General features: G+C 60.3%; 15 protein-coding genes and 1 tRNA gene. 13 read left to right on the forward strand and 3 right to left on the reverse strand.

What is annotated here, in order from left to right; genetic code table 11:
* Positions 1–3: 3 nt before the first annotated feature.
* Positions 4–2,757 (reverse strand): response regulator, encoded by a 2,754-nt coding sequence (locus NMB39_RS11855; protein WP_124356195.1) that lies wholly within the window; start codon positions 2,755–2,757, stop codon positions 4–6.
* Between the two features lie 205 nt (positions 2,758–2,962).
* On the opposite strand from NMB39_RS11855, the gene NMB39_RS11860 reads away from it, so the two are divergent.
* Together NMB39_RS11860 and NMB39_RS11865 are read left to right on the forward strand one after the other, a co-directional pair.
* Complete coding sequence (locus NMB39_RS11860; RefSeq protein WP_306958195.1) at positions 2,963–3,691, forward strand: response regulator transcription factor; 729 nt, start codon at positions 2,963–2,965, stop codon at positions 3,689–3,691.
* On the forward strand, positions 3,678–5,036 hold the full coding sequence (locus NMB39_RS11865) for a sensor histidine kinase (RefSeq protein WP_494340597.1): 1,359 nt from the start codon (positions 3,678–3,680) through the stop codon (positions 5,034–5,036). The genes NMB39_RS11860 and NMB39_RS11865 overlap by 14 nt, the downstream gene beginning before the upstream one ends.
* A 4-nt stretch (positions 5,037–5,040) precedes the next feature.
* On the opposite strand, the gene NMB39_RS11870 is transcribed toward NMB39_RS11865, so the two are convergent.
* On the reverse strand, positions 5,041–5,556 hold the full coding sequence (locus tag NMB39_RS11870) for a DUF2062 domain-containing protein (protein WP_043046639.1): 516 nt from the start codon (positions 5,554–5,556) through the stop codon (positions 5,041–5,043).
* Positions 5,557–5,691: 135 nt separating this feature from the next.
* On the opposite strand from NMB39_RS11870, the gene NMB39_RS11875 reads away from it, so the two are divergent.
* The 8 genes from NMB39_RS11875 (at position 5,692) to murB (ending at position 12,548) form a co-directional block, all read left to right on the forward strand.
* Entirely contained in the window at positions 5,692–7,917 is a 2,226-nt protein-coding gene (locus tag NMB39_RS11875) for a DNA internalization-related competence protein ComEC/Rec2 (RefSeq protein WP_494339200.1), read from the forward strand.
* A 109-nt stretch (positions 7,918–8,026) separates the two neighbouring features.
* Entirely contained in the window at positions 8,027–8,662 is a 636-nt protein-coding gene (locus tag NMB39_RS11880) for a MotA/TolQ/ExbB proton channel family protein (RefSeq protein ID WP_043046641.1), read from the forward strand.
* Positions 8,659–9,087, forward strand: a complete 429-nt coding sequence (locus NMB39_RS11885; RefSeq protein WP_043046643.1) for an ExbD/TolR family protein — start codon at positions 8,659–8,661, stop codon at positions 9,085–9,087. The genes NMB39_RS11880 and NMB39_RS11885 overlap by 4 nt, the downstream gene beginning before the upstream one ends.
* Entirely contained in the window at positions 9,087–10,097 is a 1,011-nt protein-coding gene (gene lpxK, locus NMB39_RS11890) for a tetraacyldisaccharide 4'-kinase (RefSeq protein WP_494339199.1), read from the forward strand. Before NMB39_RS11885 ends, lpxK begins: the two co-directional genes overlap by 1 nt.
* 24 nt (positions 10,098–10,121) lie before the next feature.
* Positions 10,122–10,307, forward strand: coding sequence for a Trm112 family protein (locus NMB39_RS11895; RefSeq protein ID WP_003174668.1), 186 nt, complete (start codon positions 10,122–10,124; stop codon positions 10,305–10,307).
* Positions 10,304–11,068 carry a 3-deoxy-manno-octulosonate cytidylyltransferase gene (kdsB, locus tag NMB39_RS11900; RefSeq protein WP_494339198.1) on the forward strand — a complete coding sequence of 255 codons (765 nt, stop codon included), beginning with the start codon at positions 10,304–10,306 and terminating at the stop codon, positions 11,066–11,068. Before NMB39_RS11895 ends, kdsB begins: the two co-directional genes overlap by 4 nt.
* Positions 11,068–11,532: a low molecular weight protein-tyrosine-phosphatase gene (locus NMB39_RS11905; RefSeq protein WP_124401034.1), complete on the forward strand. Its 465-nt coding sequence runs from the start codon at positions 11,068–11,070 to the stop codon at positions 11,530–11,532. The genes kdsB and NMB39_RS11905 overlap by 1 nt, the downstream gene beginning before the upstream one ends.
* A complete protein-coding gene (gene murB, locus NMB39_RS11910; RefSeq protein ID WP_494339197.1) occupies positions 11,529–12,548 on the forward strand; it encodes a UDP-N-acetylmuramate dehydrogenase in 1,020 nt (339 codons plus the stop codon). Before NMB39_RS11905 ends, murB begins: the two co-directional genes overlap by 4 nt.
* A 73-nt stretch (positions 12,549–12,621) precedes the next feature.
* Here murB and NMB39_RS11915 read toward each other — a convergent pair whose 3' ends face one another.
* A complete protein-coding gene (locus NMB39_RS11915; protein ID WP_046068609.1) occupies positions 12,622–13,293 on the reverse strand; it encodes a Bax inhibitor-1/YccA family protein in 672 nt (223 codons plus the stop codon).
* A gap of 152 nt (positions 13,294–13,445) precedes the next feature.
* Here NMB39_RS11915 and NMB39_RS11920 point away from each other — a divergent pair.
* The 3 genes from NMB39_RS11920 (at position 13,446) to NMB39_RS11930 (ending at position 15,652) form a co-directional block, all read left to right on the forward strand.
* A tRNA-Ser gene (locus tag NMB39_RS11920) sits at positions 13,446–13,536 on the forward strand.
* Between the two features lie 393 nt (positions 13,537–13,929).
* The gene (locus tag NMB39_RS11925) at positions 13,930–14,259 is read left to right on the forward strand and encodes a DHCW motif cupin fold protein (protein ID WP_057025569.1); all 330 of its coding nucleotides are present in this window, start codon (positions 13,930–13,932) and stop codon (positions 14,257–14,259) included.
* An 874-nt stretch (positions 14,260–15,133) separates the two neighbouring features.
* On the forward strand, positions 15,134–15,652 hold the full coding sequence (locus tag NMB39_RS11930) for a DUF1993 domain-containing protein (protein WP_494339196.1): 519 nt from the start codon (positions 15,134–15,136) through the stop codon (positions 15,650–15,652).
* Positions 15,653–15,729: the final 77 nt, after the last annotated feature.

Genomic DNA, 15,729 nt, shown 5'->3' on the forward strand with positions numbered 1-15,729 from the left:
GGATCAGGCACTGACCCTGGCTTCACTGGCCAGCCGCGCAATTGCCATGTCCAGTTCATCCAGCGCGGCCATGGCCTTGGCATCATCCTGCTTGAGCAGGGTTTCGGCGCGTTGGCAGGCTGCGCGCAGTTGCGGCACGCCGCAGTAGCGCGTGGCGCCATGCAGACGGTGGACGCGTTCGATCAGGGCATGGTTGTCATTGGCTTCGCGGGCGAGGGTGATTGCCAGGCGATCAGCTTCCAGGGAAGCCAGCAGCATGGCGAGCATGTCAGCGGCGAGGTCTGCCTTGTTGGCGGCCAGGCGCAGGCCTTCCTCGTGGTCGAGCACCAGCAGTTGCACGCCCTGGGCCAGGCCGTCGTTGACGCGCTCCGGGCCTTGATTGCGCAGGGCCAGGCCGGTCCATTTCAACACCACCTGGGCCAATTGCCGCTCACTGATGGGCTTGGTCAGGTAGTCGTCCATGCCGCTTTGCAGCAGGGCGCGTTTTTCGTTGGCCATGGCGTGGGCCGTGAGGGCGACCACCGGCAGCGGCGTGCCGTGGCGTTCGCTTTCCCACTGGCGAATGGCCTCGGTGCTCTGGCGCCCGTCCATGCCGGGCATTTGTACATCCATCAACACCAGGTCGAAGGTTTCCTGCTTCACCGCATCAATGGCCGCATAACCGCTTTCCACCGCCTGCACCTTGGCGCCCATGTCTTCCAGCAGGGTTTGCACCAGTAGCAGGTTGGCCGGGTTGTCGTCCACGCACAGCACCCGTGGCGCACGGCTGGACAGCGGCTCTCCCGGTTCGCTGCGCGAGGGGCGCGGGCTGATCAGGTCGGCCAGGGAGCGGCGCAGCTTGCGTGTACAAGCGGGCTTGGCCTGCAACTGGCTGTTGGGGTTGGGCACCGATTGGTTGAACAGCATCTGCTCGGTAGTCGGGCACAGTACCAGGACCTTGCAGCCCAGGTGTTCGAGGTCCCATAAGTGTTGGTTGAGACGCTCGGGTGGAATGTCATTGGCGGTGACGCCGAGCACCGCAAGGCTGATCGCCAGTTCGGTCTGGTGCGCACTGGTGATGCCATTGGTCAGGCTTTCCAGGGTGTTGAACGGTGTGACTTCCAGGCCGCAGTCTTCCAGTTGATGTTGCAGGGCCTGGCGCGCCAGTTCGTGGTTTTCCAGCACAGCCACGCGGCGACCCAGCAGCGGCGGGCCGGGCAGATCTTCAACGTCGTCACGGGTCTTTGGCAGGTTCAAGCTGATCCAGAACTCGGAGCCTTCACCTGGTGTGCTGTCGACGCCGATTTCGCCGCCCATCTGCTCGATCAAACGCTTGGAAATTACCAACCCCAGGCCAGTGCCGCCGGGCTGGCGCGACAGCGAGTTGTCGGCCTGGCTGAACGCCTGGAACAGTGCGCGGACATCCTGGTTGGACAGGCCAATGCCGGTGTCTTGCACGCTGATGCGCAACTGCACGCTGTCTTCCTGCTCATCCTCGATCATCGCCCGGGCAACGATGGTGCCTTCGCGGGTGAACTTGATCGCGTTGCTGATCAGGTTGGTCAGGATCTGCTTGAGGCGCAGCGGGTCGCCCACCAGCGCCAGCGGCGTGTCGCGGTACACCAGGCTGACCAGTTCGAGCTGCTTGGCATGGGCGGCGGGGGCGAGGATGGTCAGGGTGTCTTGCAGCAGGTCCCGCAGGTTGAACGGCACGCTGTCGAGTACCAGCTTGCCGGCCTCGATCTTCGAGAAGTCAAGGATCTCGTTGATGATACCCAGCAGGTTGTCGGCGGATTTTTCGATGGTGCCCAGGTAATCCAGCTGGCGCGGTGACAGCTCGCTTTTTTGCAGCAGGTGGGTAAAGCCGAGGATGCCGTTAAGTGGCGTGCGGATCTCATGGCTCATATTGGCCAGGAACTCCGACTTGATGCGGCTGGCTTCCAGAGCCTCCTTGCGAGCCAGGTCCAGCTCGATGTTCTGGATCTCGATGGTCTCCAGGTTCTGGCGCACGTCTTCGGTGGCCTGGTCGATGCTGTGTTGCAATTCTTCCTGGGCATTCTGCAGGGTTTCGGCCATGCGGTTGATGCCCGACGCGAGCTGGTCCAACTCCTGGCTGCCTAACAGCGGCAAACGTGTTTCCAGGTTGCCGTCCTTGAGCTGGGCCACGGCTTGCTTGATCTGACCAATCGGCGAATTGATGGTGCGGCTGATTCGCAGGGCGAGGGCAGCGGTACACATCAGACCGATGGCGATCAGCAACAGGCTGGCGAACAGGCTGCGGTAGCCGCGCAGCAGCATGCCGTTGTGGGACAGCTCCACTTCGACCCACCCCAGCAGGCGGTCAGACTCATCGGGGATGAGTTCGCCGGCCAGATTGCGATGCCGGCCGAATACCGGCAGCAGATAACGGGTGGCATCGTTGCCGGTGCGCTGCAGTAGATGCGAACTGTTACCGGTAGGCGGCGGGTTGAGCATGGTCGGGCCGGCGTGCGCCAAGGGCGAACGGTCTGGAGCGAGGAACGACACCGCGCGCACGTCTGACTGCTCCAAGGATTGAGTGGCGATGCGCTCCAGCAGTTCAGTGTTCTTATGGCCCAGGGCAGGCGCCACCAGCGGCGCCAATTGTTCGGCGATCATTTCGCCGCGTTGCAGCAACTGGCTCTGCAATTCCGACAGTTGCATCCAGGTGAAATACCCTCCCAACACCAAGGCCATCAGGCTGGTCGGTAATAAGGTCAGCAACAGTACGCGGCCTTTTATCCCCATTCTTCTAAGCACGCCACTCTCCTGCTACCACGTTGTTATCAATTATCCACGCTGGCATCCGGCCCGCGCCACCTGCGCAGTGTAGCCATTTGCACGGTCTGGAATCTTGCAAATTAATGACATGCGGCAATCTTCGGGCCATTCGGCGCCGCGTGGCGATTGCCTGTAACCATTTAATCTTGAATAATCAGTGATTGAGAATGACTTGCAGACGCTAATGACTCCCGCAACAGTTGCCCTACCTACTATCCTGACCATCGAAGATGACCCTGTGTTGGGGGCCTACGTGCATGAGCAGCTTGGCCGCAGTGGTTTTCAGGTGACGTGGTGTCGCAACGGCCAGCAAGGCCTGCAAATGGCCCGAGACCAGGCATTTGACCTGGTGTTGATGGACATCCTGTTGCCGGGGCTGGACGGTCTGTCGATCCTCACGCATTTGCGTCAGAGCCACGCCATGCCGGTGATTCTGATGTCGGCCCTGGGCGCCGAAGCCGACCGCATCAGCGGCTTTCGCCTGGGCGCGGATGACTATCTGCCCAAGCCGTTCAGCATGGCTGAATTGCGCGTGCGCATTGAAGCCATCCTGCGCCGGGTGGCCCTGGATCGCCGGCCTGAGCCGCCGCGCGCAGTGATGCGGGAGAATGCCCCGATGCTGCATTTTGATGATGAGCGCTGTGATGTGTGCTGCCAGGCACAGTGGGGCGGGCTGACGCGCAGCGAGTACCGGCTGCTGGAAACCCTGCACCGCAACGCTGAAGAAGTCCTCAGCAAAGCCTTCCTGTATCAGCAGGTGCTGCAGCGTGGTTATGCTCCCCATGACCGCAGCCTCGACATGCACGTCAGCCAGATTCGCCGCAAACTCAAGGCCATCGGCTATGCCGAGCGTGAAGTGCGCACGGTGTGGGGCAAGGGCTACATGCTGAGCGGTCATGATGAAGGGCTTTGAGCGGCTGCCGGGCAAGCACTCGCTGTTCTGGAAACTGGCCTGCCTGTTGATCGCCTTCTGTTTGCTGATGATCTGGCTCAGTTGGTCGTGGGGCCGCTATATGGAGCAGCAGAGCGCGTACCTGTCGGACAAGTCGCGGGAGATCCTCGGTGGCTATGCGGCAGGTGCCGAGCTGGCCTGGAGCACACAAGGTCGCGCCGGGGTGGATGCCTGGTTGCAACTGATGGCCAAGCGTGAAACCACCTGGGTTGGCGTGATCGGCAACGATTTGCAATCCCTCAGCAACACGCCCCTGAGTGACAAGGAAAGCCAGCGCCTGACCTTTTTGCGCGGGCTGGATTGGCCGGTCAGCCGGCATGTCATAGGGGTGCCGTGGATGAAGGTGCCGTTTCCGGTCAATCCTGGCCTGGGGTCACTGGTGATCGAGTTGCCGCAACGTTTTATGCCGGGGCGCTATCAACTGTTCTGGCGGGTAGTCACCAACGGTGTGATTCCGGGCCTGTTCACCCTGTTGCTGTGCATCGGCCTCTATCGGCTGCTGATCATGCCCCTCAATCAATTGCGCGAGCAGGCCAATGCCTGGCGTGCCGACCAGTTGCATACGCGGCTGTCCCGGGATGCGACCAGCCGCCAGGATGAATTGGGAGAGTTGGGGCGCGCCTTTGACCATATGTCCGAACGCTTGCAGGGCACGGTGCGCTTGCAGCAGCAGTTGCTGCGCGACATGTCCCATGAACTGCGTACGCCCTTGAGCCGTCTGCGGGTGGCTTGCGACAGCGAGCAAGACCCGACCCGCCTGCGCGAGCGCCTGGGCCGGGAAATCGACGCCATGCAACGCCTGGTGGAAGACAGCCTGCAACTGGCCTGGCTCGACAGCGAAACAGCGCCGCTGCCCCAGGAAGACATTCAGTTGCAGGCGTTATGGGACATGTTGCGCGAAAACGCCTGTTTCGAAAGCCACTGGCCGGCGTCGCGCTTGCCGTGCCTGTTGCCGGCTGACAGTTGGGTGCGTGGCAACCTGAACACACTGGCCCAGGCTCTGGAAAACATCCTGCGCAACGCCATACGCCATTCTCCCGACGATGGCTGCGTGCAACTCGACGGGTGCCGCGAGGGGGGTTATTGGCATATCTGGCTGCAGGATCAGGGCGGCGGTATTGATGAGCGGGATTTGGAACGCATCTTCGCGCCTTTCACCCGTTTGGACGGCTCGCGGCCCGGCGATGGTGGTTTCGGCCTGGGCCTGAGCATCGCCCGCAACGCCGTGCAGCGCCAGGGCGGGCGCTTATGGGCGGAAAATACCGGACAGGGCCTGCGGGTGCATCTGCGCTTGCTGGCGCGTTAGCTGTTCAGCGCCGACGCAATTTACGTTTTTTCCACTGGTGCGCCACCCACCAGCGCCAGTACGTCATCGTCAAGCAATAGGCCAGCGCCCCCAACACCAGCCCCAGCACCACCGAGCCCAGCAGGAACGGCTGCCAGAGCGTGCTCAGCTGGCCGCTGATCCATTCCCATGTGAGGTTATCGGGCAGGCTGCGCGGCGGTACGTTCATCAGCCAGGCGCCGGTCATGTAGGTACACACAAACACCACCGGCATGGTGATCGGGTTGGTCAGCCACACCAGGCTGACGGCGATCGGCATATTGCCGCGCACGACAATCGCCAGGATTGCCGCGAGCAGCATCTGCAACGGAATCGGTATAAAAGCCGCAAATAAACCCACCGCCATGGCACGAGCCACTGAATGCCGGTTCAGGTGCCAGAGGTTCGGATCATGCAGCAGGGTGCCAAGAAACTGTAATGACTTATGTTCCCTGATACTGCTGGGATCGGGCATGTACCGTTTGAATAAGCGCCGGGGCATAAGGGGTCCAGGTCAATTTGAGGGGCAAGTATGCCCGGATTCTATAAACAGAAAATTCAGACTTTGTGACAAAACATCATAGGCGCTGCCGGTCAGCCAGCTAAGACTGAATGGATCAGTGGAAAAGGATGATCCATGAAAACAGCGATGTTGGCGTTGGCGCTGGGGTTACTGGCGTTGCGTTGGTTACCTGCGTTGCCGCCTGGCGCAGGGGTGTTGGGCATGTTGGTGCTGGCGTTGATGCTGCTGCCTTTTCGCACCTATCCCGTGGCGTTCTTCCTGTTGGGTTTGAGTTGGGCCTGTATCAGTGCGCAGTGGGTGCTGGATGACCGCTTGCGCCCGGTGCTGGATGGGCAGACGCGCTGGGTCGAAGGGCGTGTCATCGGCCTGCCGCAACAGACGGGCACGAGCGTGCGCTTCGAACTGGCCGACAGCCGGTCGCGCGCTGCGCGGCTGCCCAAGCGCATCCGCGTGTCCTGGCACGGCGGGCCCACGGTTAACAGCGGGGAGCGCTGGCGCCTGGCATTGACACTGAAGCGGCCTGCCGGCCTGCTTAATTTCCACGGGTTTGACCATGAGGCCTGGCTGCTGGCCCAGCGCATCGGCGCCACCGCAACGGTGAAGGACGGCGAGCGCCTGGCGCCGGCCCGCAATGCCTGGCGCGATGCTGTCCGCCAGCGCCTGCTGGCCGTGGATGCCCAGGGTCGCGAGGCGGGCTTGGCTGCATTGGTACTGGGCGACGGTTCCGGGCTGGCGCCTGAGGATTGGCAGGTGTTGCAGGACACCGGCACGGTGCATCTGCTGGTGATTTCCGGGCAGCACATTGGCTTGCTGGCGGGGTTGATCTACGGCCTGATCGCTTTGTTGGCGCGCCATGGGTGCTGGCCCCGAACCTGGCCGTGGCTGCCGTGGGCGTGCGGCCTGGCATTTACCGGGGCGTTGGCTTATGGCCTGCTGGCGGGGTTCGGCGTGCCGGTGCAGCGGGCTTGCGTCATGGTGGGGCTGGTGTTGCTGTGGCGTTTGCGCTTTCGTCACTTGGGTGTTTGGTGGCCGTTGTTACTGGCGCTGAACGCTGTGCTGATGCTTGAGCCCCTGGCCAGTCTGCAACCGGGGTTCTGGCTGTCGTTTGCGGCGGTCGCTGCGCTGGTTCTGGCATTCAGCGGGCGCCTGGGGCCGTGGAGCGCCTGGCAGGTCTGGACGCGTCCCCAGTGGTTGATCGCCATTGGTTTGTTCCCGCTGCTGCTGGTGTTGGGTTTGCCCATCAGCCTCAGTGCACCCGTGGCCAACCTGGTTGCCGTGCCGTGGATCAGCCTGGTGGTGCTACCCCTGGCGCTGCTGGGCACGGCGCTGCTGTGGGTGCCGTTGGCGGGCGGAGGTTTGCTGTGGTTGGCCGGTGGTGCGCTGGACGGCTTGTTCAAGGGCCTGGCGCTATTGGCCGCGCAACTGCCGGCCTGGATACCGGCCGAAGTACCTTTGGGCTATTGGCTGGTGAGCCTGGCCGGCGCAGTGATTTTGCTATTGCCCAAGGGCCTCCCGTTTCGGTTTTTGGGCTGGCCCATGCTGTTGTTGGCGGTGTTTCCACCCAGGGAGTCGATACCCCATGGGCAGGTGGACGTGGTGCAGCTGGATGTCGGCCAGGGGCAGGCCCTGATCCTGCGCACTCGCCATCACTCCTTGCTTTATGATGCCGGGCCCCGGTCGGGGCCTGTCGACCAGGGGGCGCGGGTCGTCTTGCCGTCGTTGAACAAGCTCGGGGTAGGGCAGTTGGACATGATGCTGCTCAGCCATGCTGATGCCGATCATGCCGGTGGTGCGGCGGCAGTGGCCCGGGGGCTGCCCGTCAAGCGCGTGGTGGGCGGCGAAACCGAAGGCCTGCCAGGGTTTCTCGGTACCCAGCCCTGTACCAGCGGCGAGCGGTGGGAATGGGATGGCGTGGCCTTTGAACTGTGGCAATGGGCCGGTGCGATTGATGGCAATCCGAAGTCCTGCGTACTGCAGGTCGAGGCCAATGGCGAACGCCTGCTGCTCACCGGCGATATTGATCGCGTCGCCGAACAGGCATTCCTGGCCTCGCCGCTGGCGGTGCCGACCGATTGGCTGCAGGCCCCGCACCATGGCAGCCGCAGCTCTTCGTCCTGGCCCTTCCTGCAGCGGCTGGCGCCGGCATCGGTGCTGATCTCCCGTGGGCGCAGCAATGCATTCGGCCATCCTCATCCACAAGTAATGGAGCGCTATCAGGCCTTGGGCAGTCGGGTATATGACAGCGCTGAACAAGGCGCTGTGCGCCTGCGCCTGGGAACGTTCCTGCCACCGACTGTTGCGCGCAGTCAACGCAGGTTCTGGCGCGAACCGTTACCGTAATCCGGCGTTACCAAAGACTCTGGGCCGCGACGGGCGGGCCTGTAGCCGACGAACCCCGCTGCCGAACCTATATGGTAAAGTGGCGCACTTTTTCGAGGGGACATTCACTGTGTGGGAATTGGTCAAATCCGGTGGCTGGATGATGTTGCCGATCATTCTGAGCTCCATCGCCGCACTCGGCATCATTGCCGAACGCCTGTGGACCCTGCGCGCCAGTCGCGTCACCCCCGAGCACTTGCTGGGGCAAGTCTGGGGCTGGATCAAGAACAAGCAGCTCGACAAGCAAAAACTCAAGGAGCTGCGCGCCAATTCGCCGCTGGGTGAAATCCTAGCCGCCGGCCTGGCCAACTCCAAGCATGGTCGCGAGATCATGAAAGAGTGCATTGAGGAAGCGGCTGCGCGGGTGATCCATGAACTGGAGCGTTACATCAACGCCCTCGGTACCATCGCCGCCATGGCACCGCTGCTCGGCCTGCTCGGCACGGTGCTGGGCATGATCGACATTTTCAGCTCGTTCATGGGCGCGGGCATGGCGACCAACGCGGCGGTACTTGCCGGCGGTATTTCCAAGGCCTTGATCACCACGGCTGCGGGCCTGATGGTGGGGATTCCCGCGGTGTTCTTCCACCGCTTCCTGCAACGGCGCATCGATGAGCTGGTGGTCGGCATGGAACAGGAAGCCATCAAGCTGGTGGAAGTGGTGCAGGGCGACCGTGACGTGGACCTGGTCGAGGGCAAAGCGTGAAATTTCGCCGCAAGCAACGGGAAAATGTCGATATCAACCTCGCGTCATTGATCGACGTGGTGTTTATCCTGCTGCTGTTCTTTGTCGTGACCACCACCTTCACCCGGGAAACCCAGCTGCGTGTCGATTTGCCTGAAGCAGTGAGCGGTTCGCCTGCCGAGGACCAGCAGGTCAAGCAACTGGATATCGCCATCAGCGCCGATGGCGTGTTTTCGGTGAATAATCAGTTGCTGGAGAAAAACGACCTCGCCAGCCTGATGGAAGCCTTGCAGAAGGAATCCGGTGGTGACACCCAGTTGCCGCTGTCCATCAGCGCTGACGGCAAGACCCAGCACCAAGCCGTGATCACCGCCATGGACGCTGCCGGCAAGCTCGGTTTCAGTCATTTGCGCATGACCACCGTCGAGGCGGCGAGCCCACCCTGATGGCCATGTCCGATCGTTTGCTCAAGGCCTGGTACGAGGGCCATCCGGCGCTGGTGTTGTTGCGCCCGCTGGAGTCACTGTATCGCCGGATAGTGCAACGCAAGCGTGCGCGCTTTGTGGCGGGCGAGGGCGAGATCTATCAATCGCCGGTGCCGGTAGTGGTGGTCGGCAACATCACCGTAGGAGGCACCGGCAAGACGCCGTTGATCCTGTGGCTGATCGAACACTGCCGGCGCAGCGGTTTGCGCGTGGGTGTGGTCAGCCGTGGCTACGGCGCCAAGCCACCGCAACTGCCGTGGCGGGTCGAGGCCAGCCACAGCGCCGACGTGGCCGGCGACGAGCCCTTGCTGATCGTACAGCGCAGCGGCGTAGCGCTGATGATCGACCCCGACCGCAGTCGCGCGGTAAAGGCCCTGCTGGCCAGTGAACCCCTGGACCTGATCCTTTCCGACGACGGCTTGCAGCATTACCGCCTGGCCCGCGATCTCGAACTGGTGCTGATCGATGCCGCCCGCGGGCTTGGCAATCGCCGCTGCCTGCCTGCCGGGCCGTTGCGCGAGCCGGTGGAGCGCCTGCAGAGCGTCGATGCGCTGCTGTATAACGGTGCCGCGACGGACCGTGAAGATGGCTTTGCCTTTCGCTTGCAACCCAACGCGCTGGTTAACTTGCACAGTGGCGAGCGCCAGCCGGTAGCCTACTTTCCTGAAGGCCAGCAGGTGCATGCAGTCGCTGGCATCGGCAATCCGCAACGTTTCTTCAATACCCTTGAAACGCTACACTGGCAGCCGATACCCCATGCTTTTGCCGACCACGCGCCCTACAGCGCCGAGGTCTTGAGTTTTACCCCGTCATTGCCGCTGGTCATGACCGAAAAGGACGCGGTGAAGTGCCGCGCCTTTGCCCAGCCCGACTGGTGGTACCTTGCGGTGGATGCGGTGCCGTCACCGGCGTTCGTCGCCTGGTTCGACACGCAGCTGATGCGTCTGCTGCCCGACCGTCTCTTGCCTTAAAACGCTTCTTTCCAGGAAACACTCATGGACACCAAACTGCTCGATATCCTCGCTTGCCCGATCTGCAAAGGCCCGCTCAAGCTCAGCGCCGACAAGACCGAGCTGATCAGCAAGGGCGCCGGCCTGGCTTACCCCATCCGTGACGGCATCCCGGTCATGCTCGAAAGCGAAGCCCGCACCTTGACTACCGATGAGCGCCTGGATAAATGACCACCGCCTTTACCGTTGTCATTCCCTCCCGCTATGCCTCGACGCGCCTGCCGGGCAAGCCGCTGCAAATGATCGGCGACAAGCCGATGATCCAGCTGGTGTGGGAACAGGCCTGCAAAAGCAGCGCCGAGCGCGTGGTGGTCGCCACCGATGACCCGCGTATTATCGAGGCGTGCAAAGGCTTTGGTGCTGAAGCGGTACTGACCCGTGAAGACCACAACTCCGGTACTGATCGCCTGGCCGAAGTGGCCACCCAGCTCGGTTTGGCGCCAGACGCCATCGTGGTGAACGTACAAGGCGACGAGCCGTTGATCCCGCCGAGCGTCATCGACCAGGTTGCCGCCAACCTGGCGGCCCATGGCGAAGCCCGCATGGCGACCCTGGCCGAACCGATCGAAGATATTGAAACGCTGTTCAATCCGAACGTGGTGAAAGTGGTCAGCGACATCAATGGCCTGGCACTGACGTTCAGTCGCTCGACCCTGCCTTGGGCGCGGGATGCCTTCGCCAGCAATCGCGACATATTGCCGGAAGGCGTGCCGTATCGCCGCCACATCGGCATATATGCCTATCGTGCCGGTTTCCTGCATGACTTCGTCAGTTGGGGGCCCTGCTGGCTGGAAAACACCGAATCCCTGGAGCAACTGCGTGCCCTGTGGCACGGGGTGCGCATCCATGTCAGCGATGCCCTGGAGGCGCCGCCAGCAGGTGTCGACACCCAGGAAGACCTGGAGCGCGTCCGTCGCCTGCTGGGCGCCTGATGGAAGTCCTGTTTGTATGCCTGGGCAATATCTGCCGCTCGCCGACCGCTGAAGGCGTGCTACGCCATAAATTGCGCGACGCAGGCTTGTCCGGCCAGGTTGAAGTGGCGTCTGCCGGCACCGGCGAATGGCATATCGGCAACCCGCCGGACCAGCGCAGTCAACGTGCGGCGCTGGCGCGGGGTTATGACTTGTCGTCCCAGCGTGCCCAACAGGTCAGCCGCGCTGACTTTGCGCGCTATGACCTGATTCTGGCCATGGACCACAGCAACCTGCGCAACCTCAAGGCCATGCAGCCGGGGCAGGGCAAGGCAGAACTGGATTTGTTCCTGCATCGCTTTGACGGCGAAGTGGACGAGGTGCCAGACCCTTACTATGAAGGTGAGCAAGGTTTCGAGCGGGTCCTGGACCTGATCGAGCGCGCCTGCGATTTATTGGTGATCGAATTGAAGGGGCGGTTATGACCTTGCAAGTGCTTGCGCAGGTATCGCTCAAGCCATTCAACAGCTTTGGCATTGATGTGCGTGCGCAATTGTTTGCCGAGGCCCACAGTGATGCGGATGTCCGCGAGGCGCTGGCCTACGCGGCTGCACAAGCGCTGCCGCTGTTGGTGATCGGTGGTGGCAGCAACCTGTTGCTGACACAGGATGTGCCTGCCCTGGTATTGCGCATGGCCACCCAAGGCATTCGCGTGCTGCATGACGATGGCGAGCAGGTCATCGTCGAGGCCGAAGCAGGCGAAGCCTGGCATCCGTTTGTGTTGTGGACCCTTGAGCACGGCTTTTGCGGTCTGGAAAACCTCAGCCTGATCCCCGGCACCGTCGGTGCGGCACCCATGCAGAACATCGGTGCCTACGGCGTGGAGATCAAGGATGTGTTCGCCGGCCTCACCGCTCTGGATCGCCAGACCGGCGAGCTGCGGGATTTCAGCCTGGACGAATGCAGGTTTGCTTACCGTGACAGCCTGTTCAAGCATGAAGTGGGGCGTTGGTTGATCCTACGGGTACGCTTTGCCCTCAGCCGCGCCAGCCAGTTGAAACTCGACTACGGCCCGGTACAACAACGCCTGGCCGCCCAGGGCATCATCGACGCAACACCGAGCGACGTAAGCCAGGCGATCTGCAGCATTCGCCGGGAAAAACTGCCCGACCCGGCAGAGCTGGGCAATGCCGGCAGCTTCTTCAAGAACCCGCTGGTATCCCAGGCCCTCGCTGATGAGCTGAAAAGCCAGTACCCGGACCTGGTGGCCTACCCCCAGGCCGACGGGCAAATGAAACTCGCCGCCGGCTGGCTGATCGACAAGGCAGGCTGGAAGGGCTTTCGAGACGGCGATGCGGGGGTACACAAGCTGCAGGCGCTGGTGCTGGTCAACTACGGCACCGCCACAGGCCGCGAGATTGCCAACCTGGCGTTGCGTATCCAGCAGGATATCTTCAAGCGCTTCAAGGTCGAGCTGGAAATGGAGCCCAACCAGTACTGACCATTCGTGCAGGCCTGAAAATAAAAATGCCCCGTATCTCACGATACGGGGCATTTTTTATTGTGACGACTGATCAGTCGTCGCGGCTCATGATGCCGAAGATCTGCAACAGGCTGATAAACAGGTTGTAGATCGAAACATACAGGCTCACGGTCGCCATAATGTAGTTACGCTCACCGCCGTGGATGATGGCGCTGGTCTGGAACAGGATGCACACCGAGGAAAACAGCACAAAACCCGCGCTGATCGCCAGTTGCAAGCCGCTGATCTGGAAGAACATGCTGGCCACTACTGCCGCCAGCAACACGAAGAAGCCCGCGGTAATGAAGCCACCCAGGAAGCTCATGTCCTTACGGCTGATCAGCACGTAGGCCGACAGGCCACCAAACACCAGGGCAGTCATGGCAAACGCCGAACTGACCACTTCCGCACCGCCGGCCATGCCGAGGTAGCGGTTGAGGATGGGGCCGAGGATGAAGCCCATGAAACCGGTCAAGGCAAACGCCGACACCAGGCCCCAGGCCGAATCGCGCAACTTGTTGGTCAGGAAGAACAGACCATAGAAGCCGATCAGCACGACAAAGATATTCGGATAACCAACGCGCATCTGCTGGGCCACGTAGGCCATCACGCCGCTGAATGCGAGGGTAAGGGCGAGCAGTCCGTACGTGTTGCGCAAGACGCGGCTGACTTCAAGCTGCTCAGCCTGCGCGTTACCATTCACTGCGTAATTCTGTTCGCGCATGGCGACACTCCTTCAGTTTTGAAACGTTCAGTCGCAAAGATCATAACAGACGCCCTGTAACAAGCGATGCAGAGAGTTTGACAGTGTGTTTCATTCGGGTATTATGGCGCCCGCTGAGACGGGATGAGCTACTATAATCCTGTGATGCACAAGGGAAATTGGCAGAGTGGTTGAATGCACCGGTCTTGAAAACCGGCGAACGTTAATAGCGTTCCCAGGGTTCGAATCCCTGGTTTCCCGCCAAGATTTAAACGAAAGCCCCGCGAAAGCGGGGCTTTTGCGTTTCTGGGGCTTGGTTATGTCGGGCTATTAATGTTGACGATTCCGCATCAATGGCCACCCACCATAGCGTGTAAAAAACGCTTCGGGAAAATTGAAGCTTGCGCATCTATGAGAAATCCGAAAATTATCGAATGCTCAGCCGATCTGGGTTTTGCGTAGAAGCACGATTTTCAGTCCAACACTGGGCGCCAATCGCGGTGATAAACGTTTTTACACATCCTCGACCGAGAACTTCCCTCGGGGTTGCACGCTTGATTGGCGCCTGTATCTCATAAATGCGGGGCATCTGTGTCTACCGAAAAGGATCACTGCATAGGTACGGTCCGCAGACCCCCTTCCATTGATGAGGTAAACATGGACCTGACCGCTGTTCCATTTGGTACGACCGATTGGTCAACTGTCGAACCTATCGAGTACGTTGGACAGACGGGTACCGCCTATTGGCGAACTTGCCAGTTTGGTTCGACACGTGTGCGAATGGTTGAATACAGTCCTGGCTATCTTGCCGATCACTGGTGCTGGAGAGGTCATATCCTGTTGTGCTTGGAAGGCGAGTTGCACACGGAGTTGGAGGATGGTCGTCAGTTCACACTCACCGCGGGGATGAGCTATCAGGTGGGCAGCAACGCTGAGGGGCACCGATCTTCCAGCACCTGTGGGGCGAAGTTGTTCGTCGTGGATTAACGCTGGGATAGACCGCTATAGGCCCAGGGTTCCGGTGGTGTTGAGGACGATAGCCAGAAGATGATGCCGCAATCAAAAAACCACAGCAGGTGCGGTGGCCTTGTACACGTCGTTGCTCATGGATTATGTGCATTCAGGCGCCGCTCTCCGTGATCGCGGATGGTGGCGCAAAGGTTGATAAGGTTACGATGTGAGGAAATCTACAATTTCATTTTTATCAGGGAGACGAAAAAATGTTCCACAGGTACGTGCGCCCAGTTGGCTATTGGTTGGTGGTAGTAGGGACGATTTCGCTACTATTTTCGGCGTTTGAGTTGTTTGCTGGAAGAGATTCTCTGTTCGCCGTGGCTAAATCAGCAGCGTTTGTTCTTGTTGGTGTTTGGGTGATCAAGAGCTCAGTAAAACCCTAGTTATATGATTCTGGCCATGGTCGGAGGTTTTTTTCTTCGGCATGATATTCGCGAAATTCGAGCCTAATAAGTAGGTTTAAATCAAATTTATCAGCATGGCTGATTCACTCGCCTTCACCGTCGCCTTCGATGTCCATTCGTAGGGATTGCGCAAAGTCTGCCTGCCGTAATTTGCGCGCAACGTTTTTGGATACTGCCAAATCGTGGCGCGAAATTGTGAAGTAATCGGCGCCCAGCGGGTGGGCATGTGCGATCAGTGGGGCACCTTCGGCGGTTCGCTCCTGGCGGCCAAAGCCACTGAACTCTGGGCGCTCATTCCACCGCGGGCATGCTGATTTTGGTCGCCCTCCAGCTGCTGATCTTCGTGTGGGCGGAAAAAATTGAACCGTCTGCTAGGCTTCACTCCGCTGCTTCGGAGAAAGATGATCCTTTTGCCAGCATGTATGACTACTTAAGGAAAAGACATGTCGGTCTACACAGTTACCATCCCCTGCTTTGCGCAAATGCTACGAGCGTTATTGTCTCTTTTGTCTAAGGGCGAGGCCGCTGCATTCGAGCGCGGTTATGATCCGCAAACTCTACTCGAAGCTCGACTTGCACCGGATATGCATGATCTAGCCCGGCAGATTCAGTACGCTTGCACTCAAGCCCTTGAGGCTGTTCAGCGACTTACACAGCAGCCAGTGCGAACACTCACTCCTCCTGAAAACTTGACCACAGCGAAAGCACTCATTGAACGTACTTTGATAATTCTTGATTCGATGGACCGCGCTCAGATAGAGGAAGGGGCAGAGCGTAAAATCGCTATTGAATTGCCAAATGGCATGGTTTTCGATATGACCGGCAGTGAGTATGCTGTGAACTGGGCTATTCCACAGTTCTACTTTCATCTGGTCACTGCTTACAACATCCTGCGTCATAACGGCGTACCTCTCGGAAAGGCCGATTATGTACAGCACATGTTTGCCTATCTGCGAAAATAACCGTTGCGCATAACGTGCGGTAAAATCTCCCCGCCCACTATTGGCAACGGACTGGGTTGGTTGCGTGATCGATGAAC

This window comes from Pseudomonas sp. FBCC-B545, from assembly GCF_059134095.1.

Excerpts from the sequence above, each read along its gene's own strand:
- NMB39_RS11875 (WP_494339200.1), top strand. The coding sequence starts at position 5,692 with ATGAAAACAGCGATGTTGGCGTTGGCGCTGGGGTTACTGGCGTTGCGT.
- NMB39_RS11905 (WP_124401034.1), top strand. The coding sequence starts at position 11,068 with ATGGAAGTCCTGTTTGTATGCCTGGGCAATATCTGCCGCTCGCCGACC.
- NMB39_RS11930 (WP_494339196.1), top strand. The coding sequence starts at position 15,134 with ATGTCGGTCTACACAGTTACCATCCCCTGCTTTGCGCAAATGCTACGA.
- NMB39_RS11860 (WP_306958195.1), top strand. The coding sequence starts at position 2,963 with ATGACTCCCGCAACAGTTGCCCTACCTACTATCCTGACCATCGAAGAT.
- NMB39_RS11870 (WP_043046639.1), bottom strand. The coding sequence starts at position 5,556 with ATGCCCCGGCGCTTATTCAAACGGTACATGCCCGATCCCAGCAGTATC.
- murB (WP_494339197.1), top strand. The coding sequence starts at position 11,529 with ATGACCTTGCAAGTGCTTGCGCAGGTATCGCTCAAGCCATTCAACAGC.
- NMB39_RS11865 (WP_494340597.1), top strand. The coding sequence starts at position 3,678 with ATGAAGGGCTTTGAGCGGCTGCCGGGCAAGCACTCGCTGTTCTGGAAA.
- NMB39_RS11895 (WP_003174668.1), top strand. The coding sequence starts at position 10,122 with ATGGACACCAAACTGCTCGATATCCTCGCTTGCCCGATCTGCAAAGGC.
- lpxK (WP_494339199.1), top strand. The coding sequence starts at position 9,087 with ATGGCCATGTCCGATCGTTTGCTCAAGGCCTGGTACGAGGGCCATCCG.
- NMB39_RS11915 (WP_046068609.1), bottom strand. The coding sequence starts at position 13,293 with ATGCGCGAACAGAATTACGCAGTGAATGGTAACGCGCAGGCTGAGCAG.
- NMB39_RS11925 (WP_057025569.1), top strand. The coding sequence starts at position 13,930 with ATGGACCTGACCGCTGTTCCATTTGGTACGACCGATTGGTCAACTGTC.
- kdsB (WP_494339198.1), top strand. The coding sequence starts at position 10,304 with ATGACCACCGCCTTTACCGTTGTCATTCCCTCCCGCTATGCCTCGACG.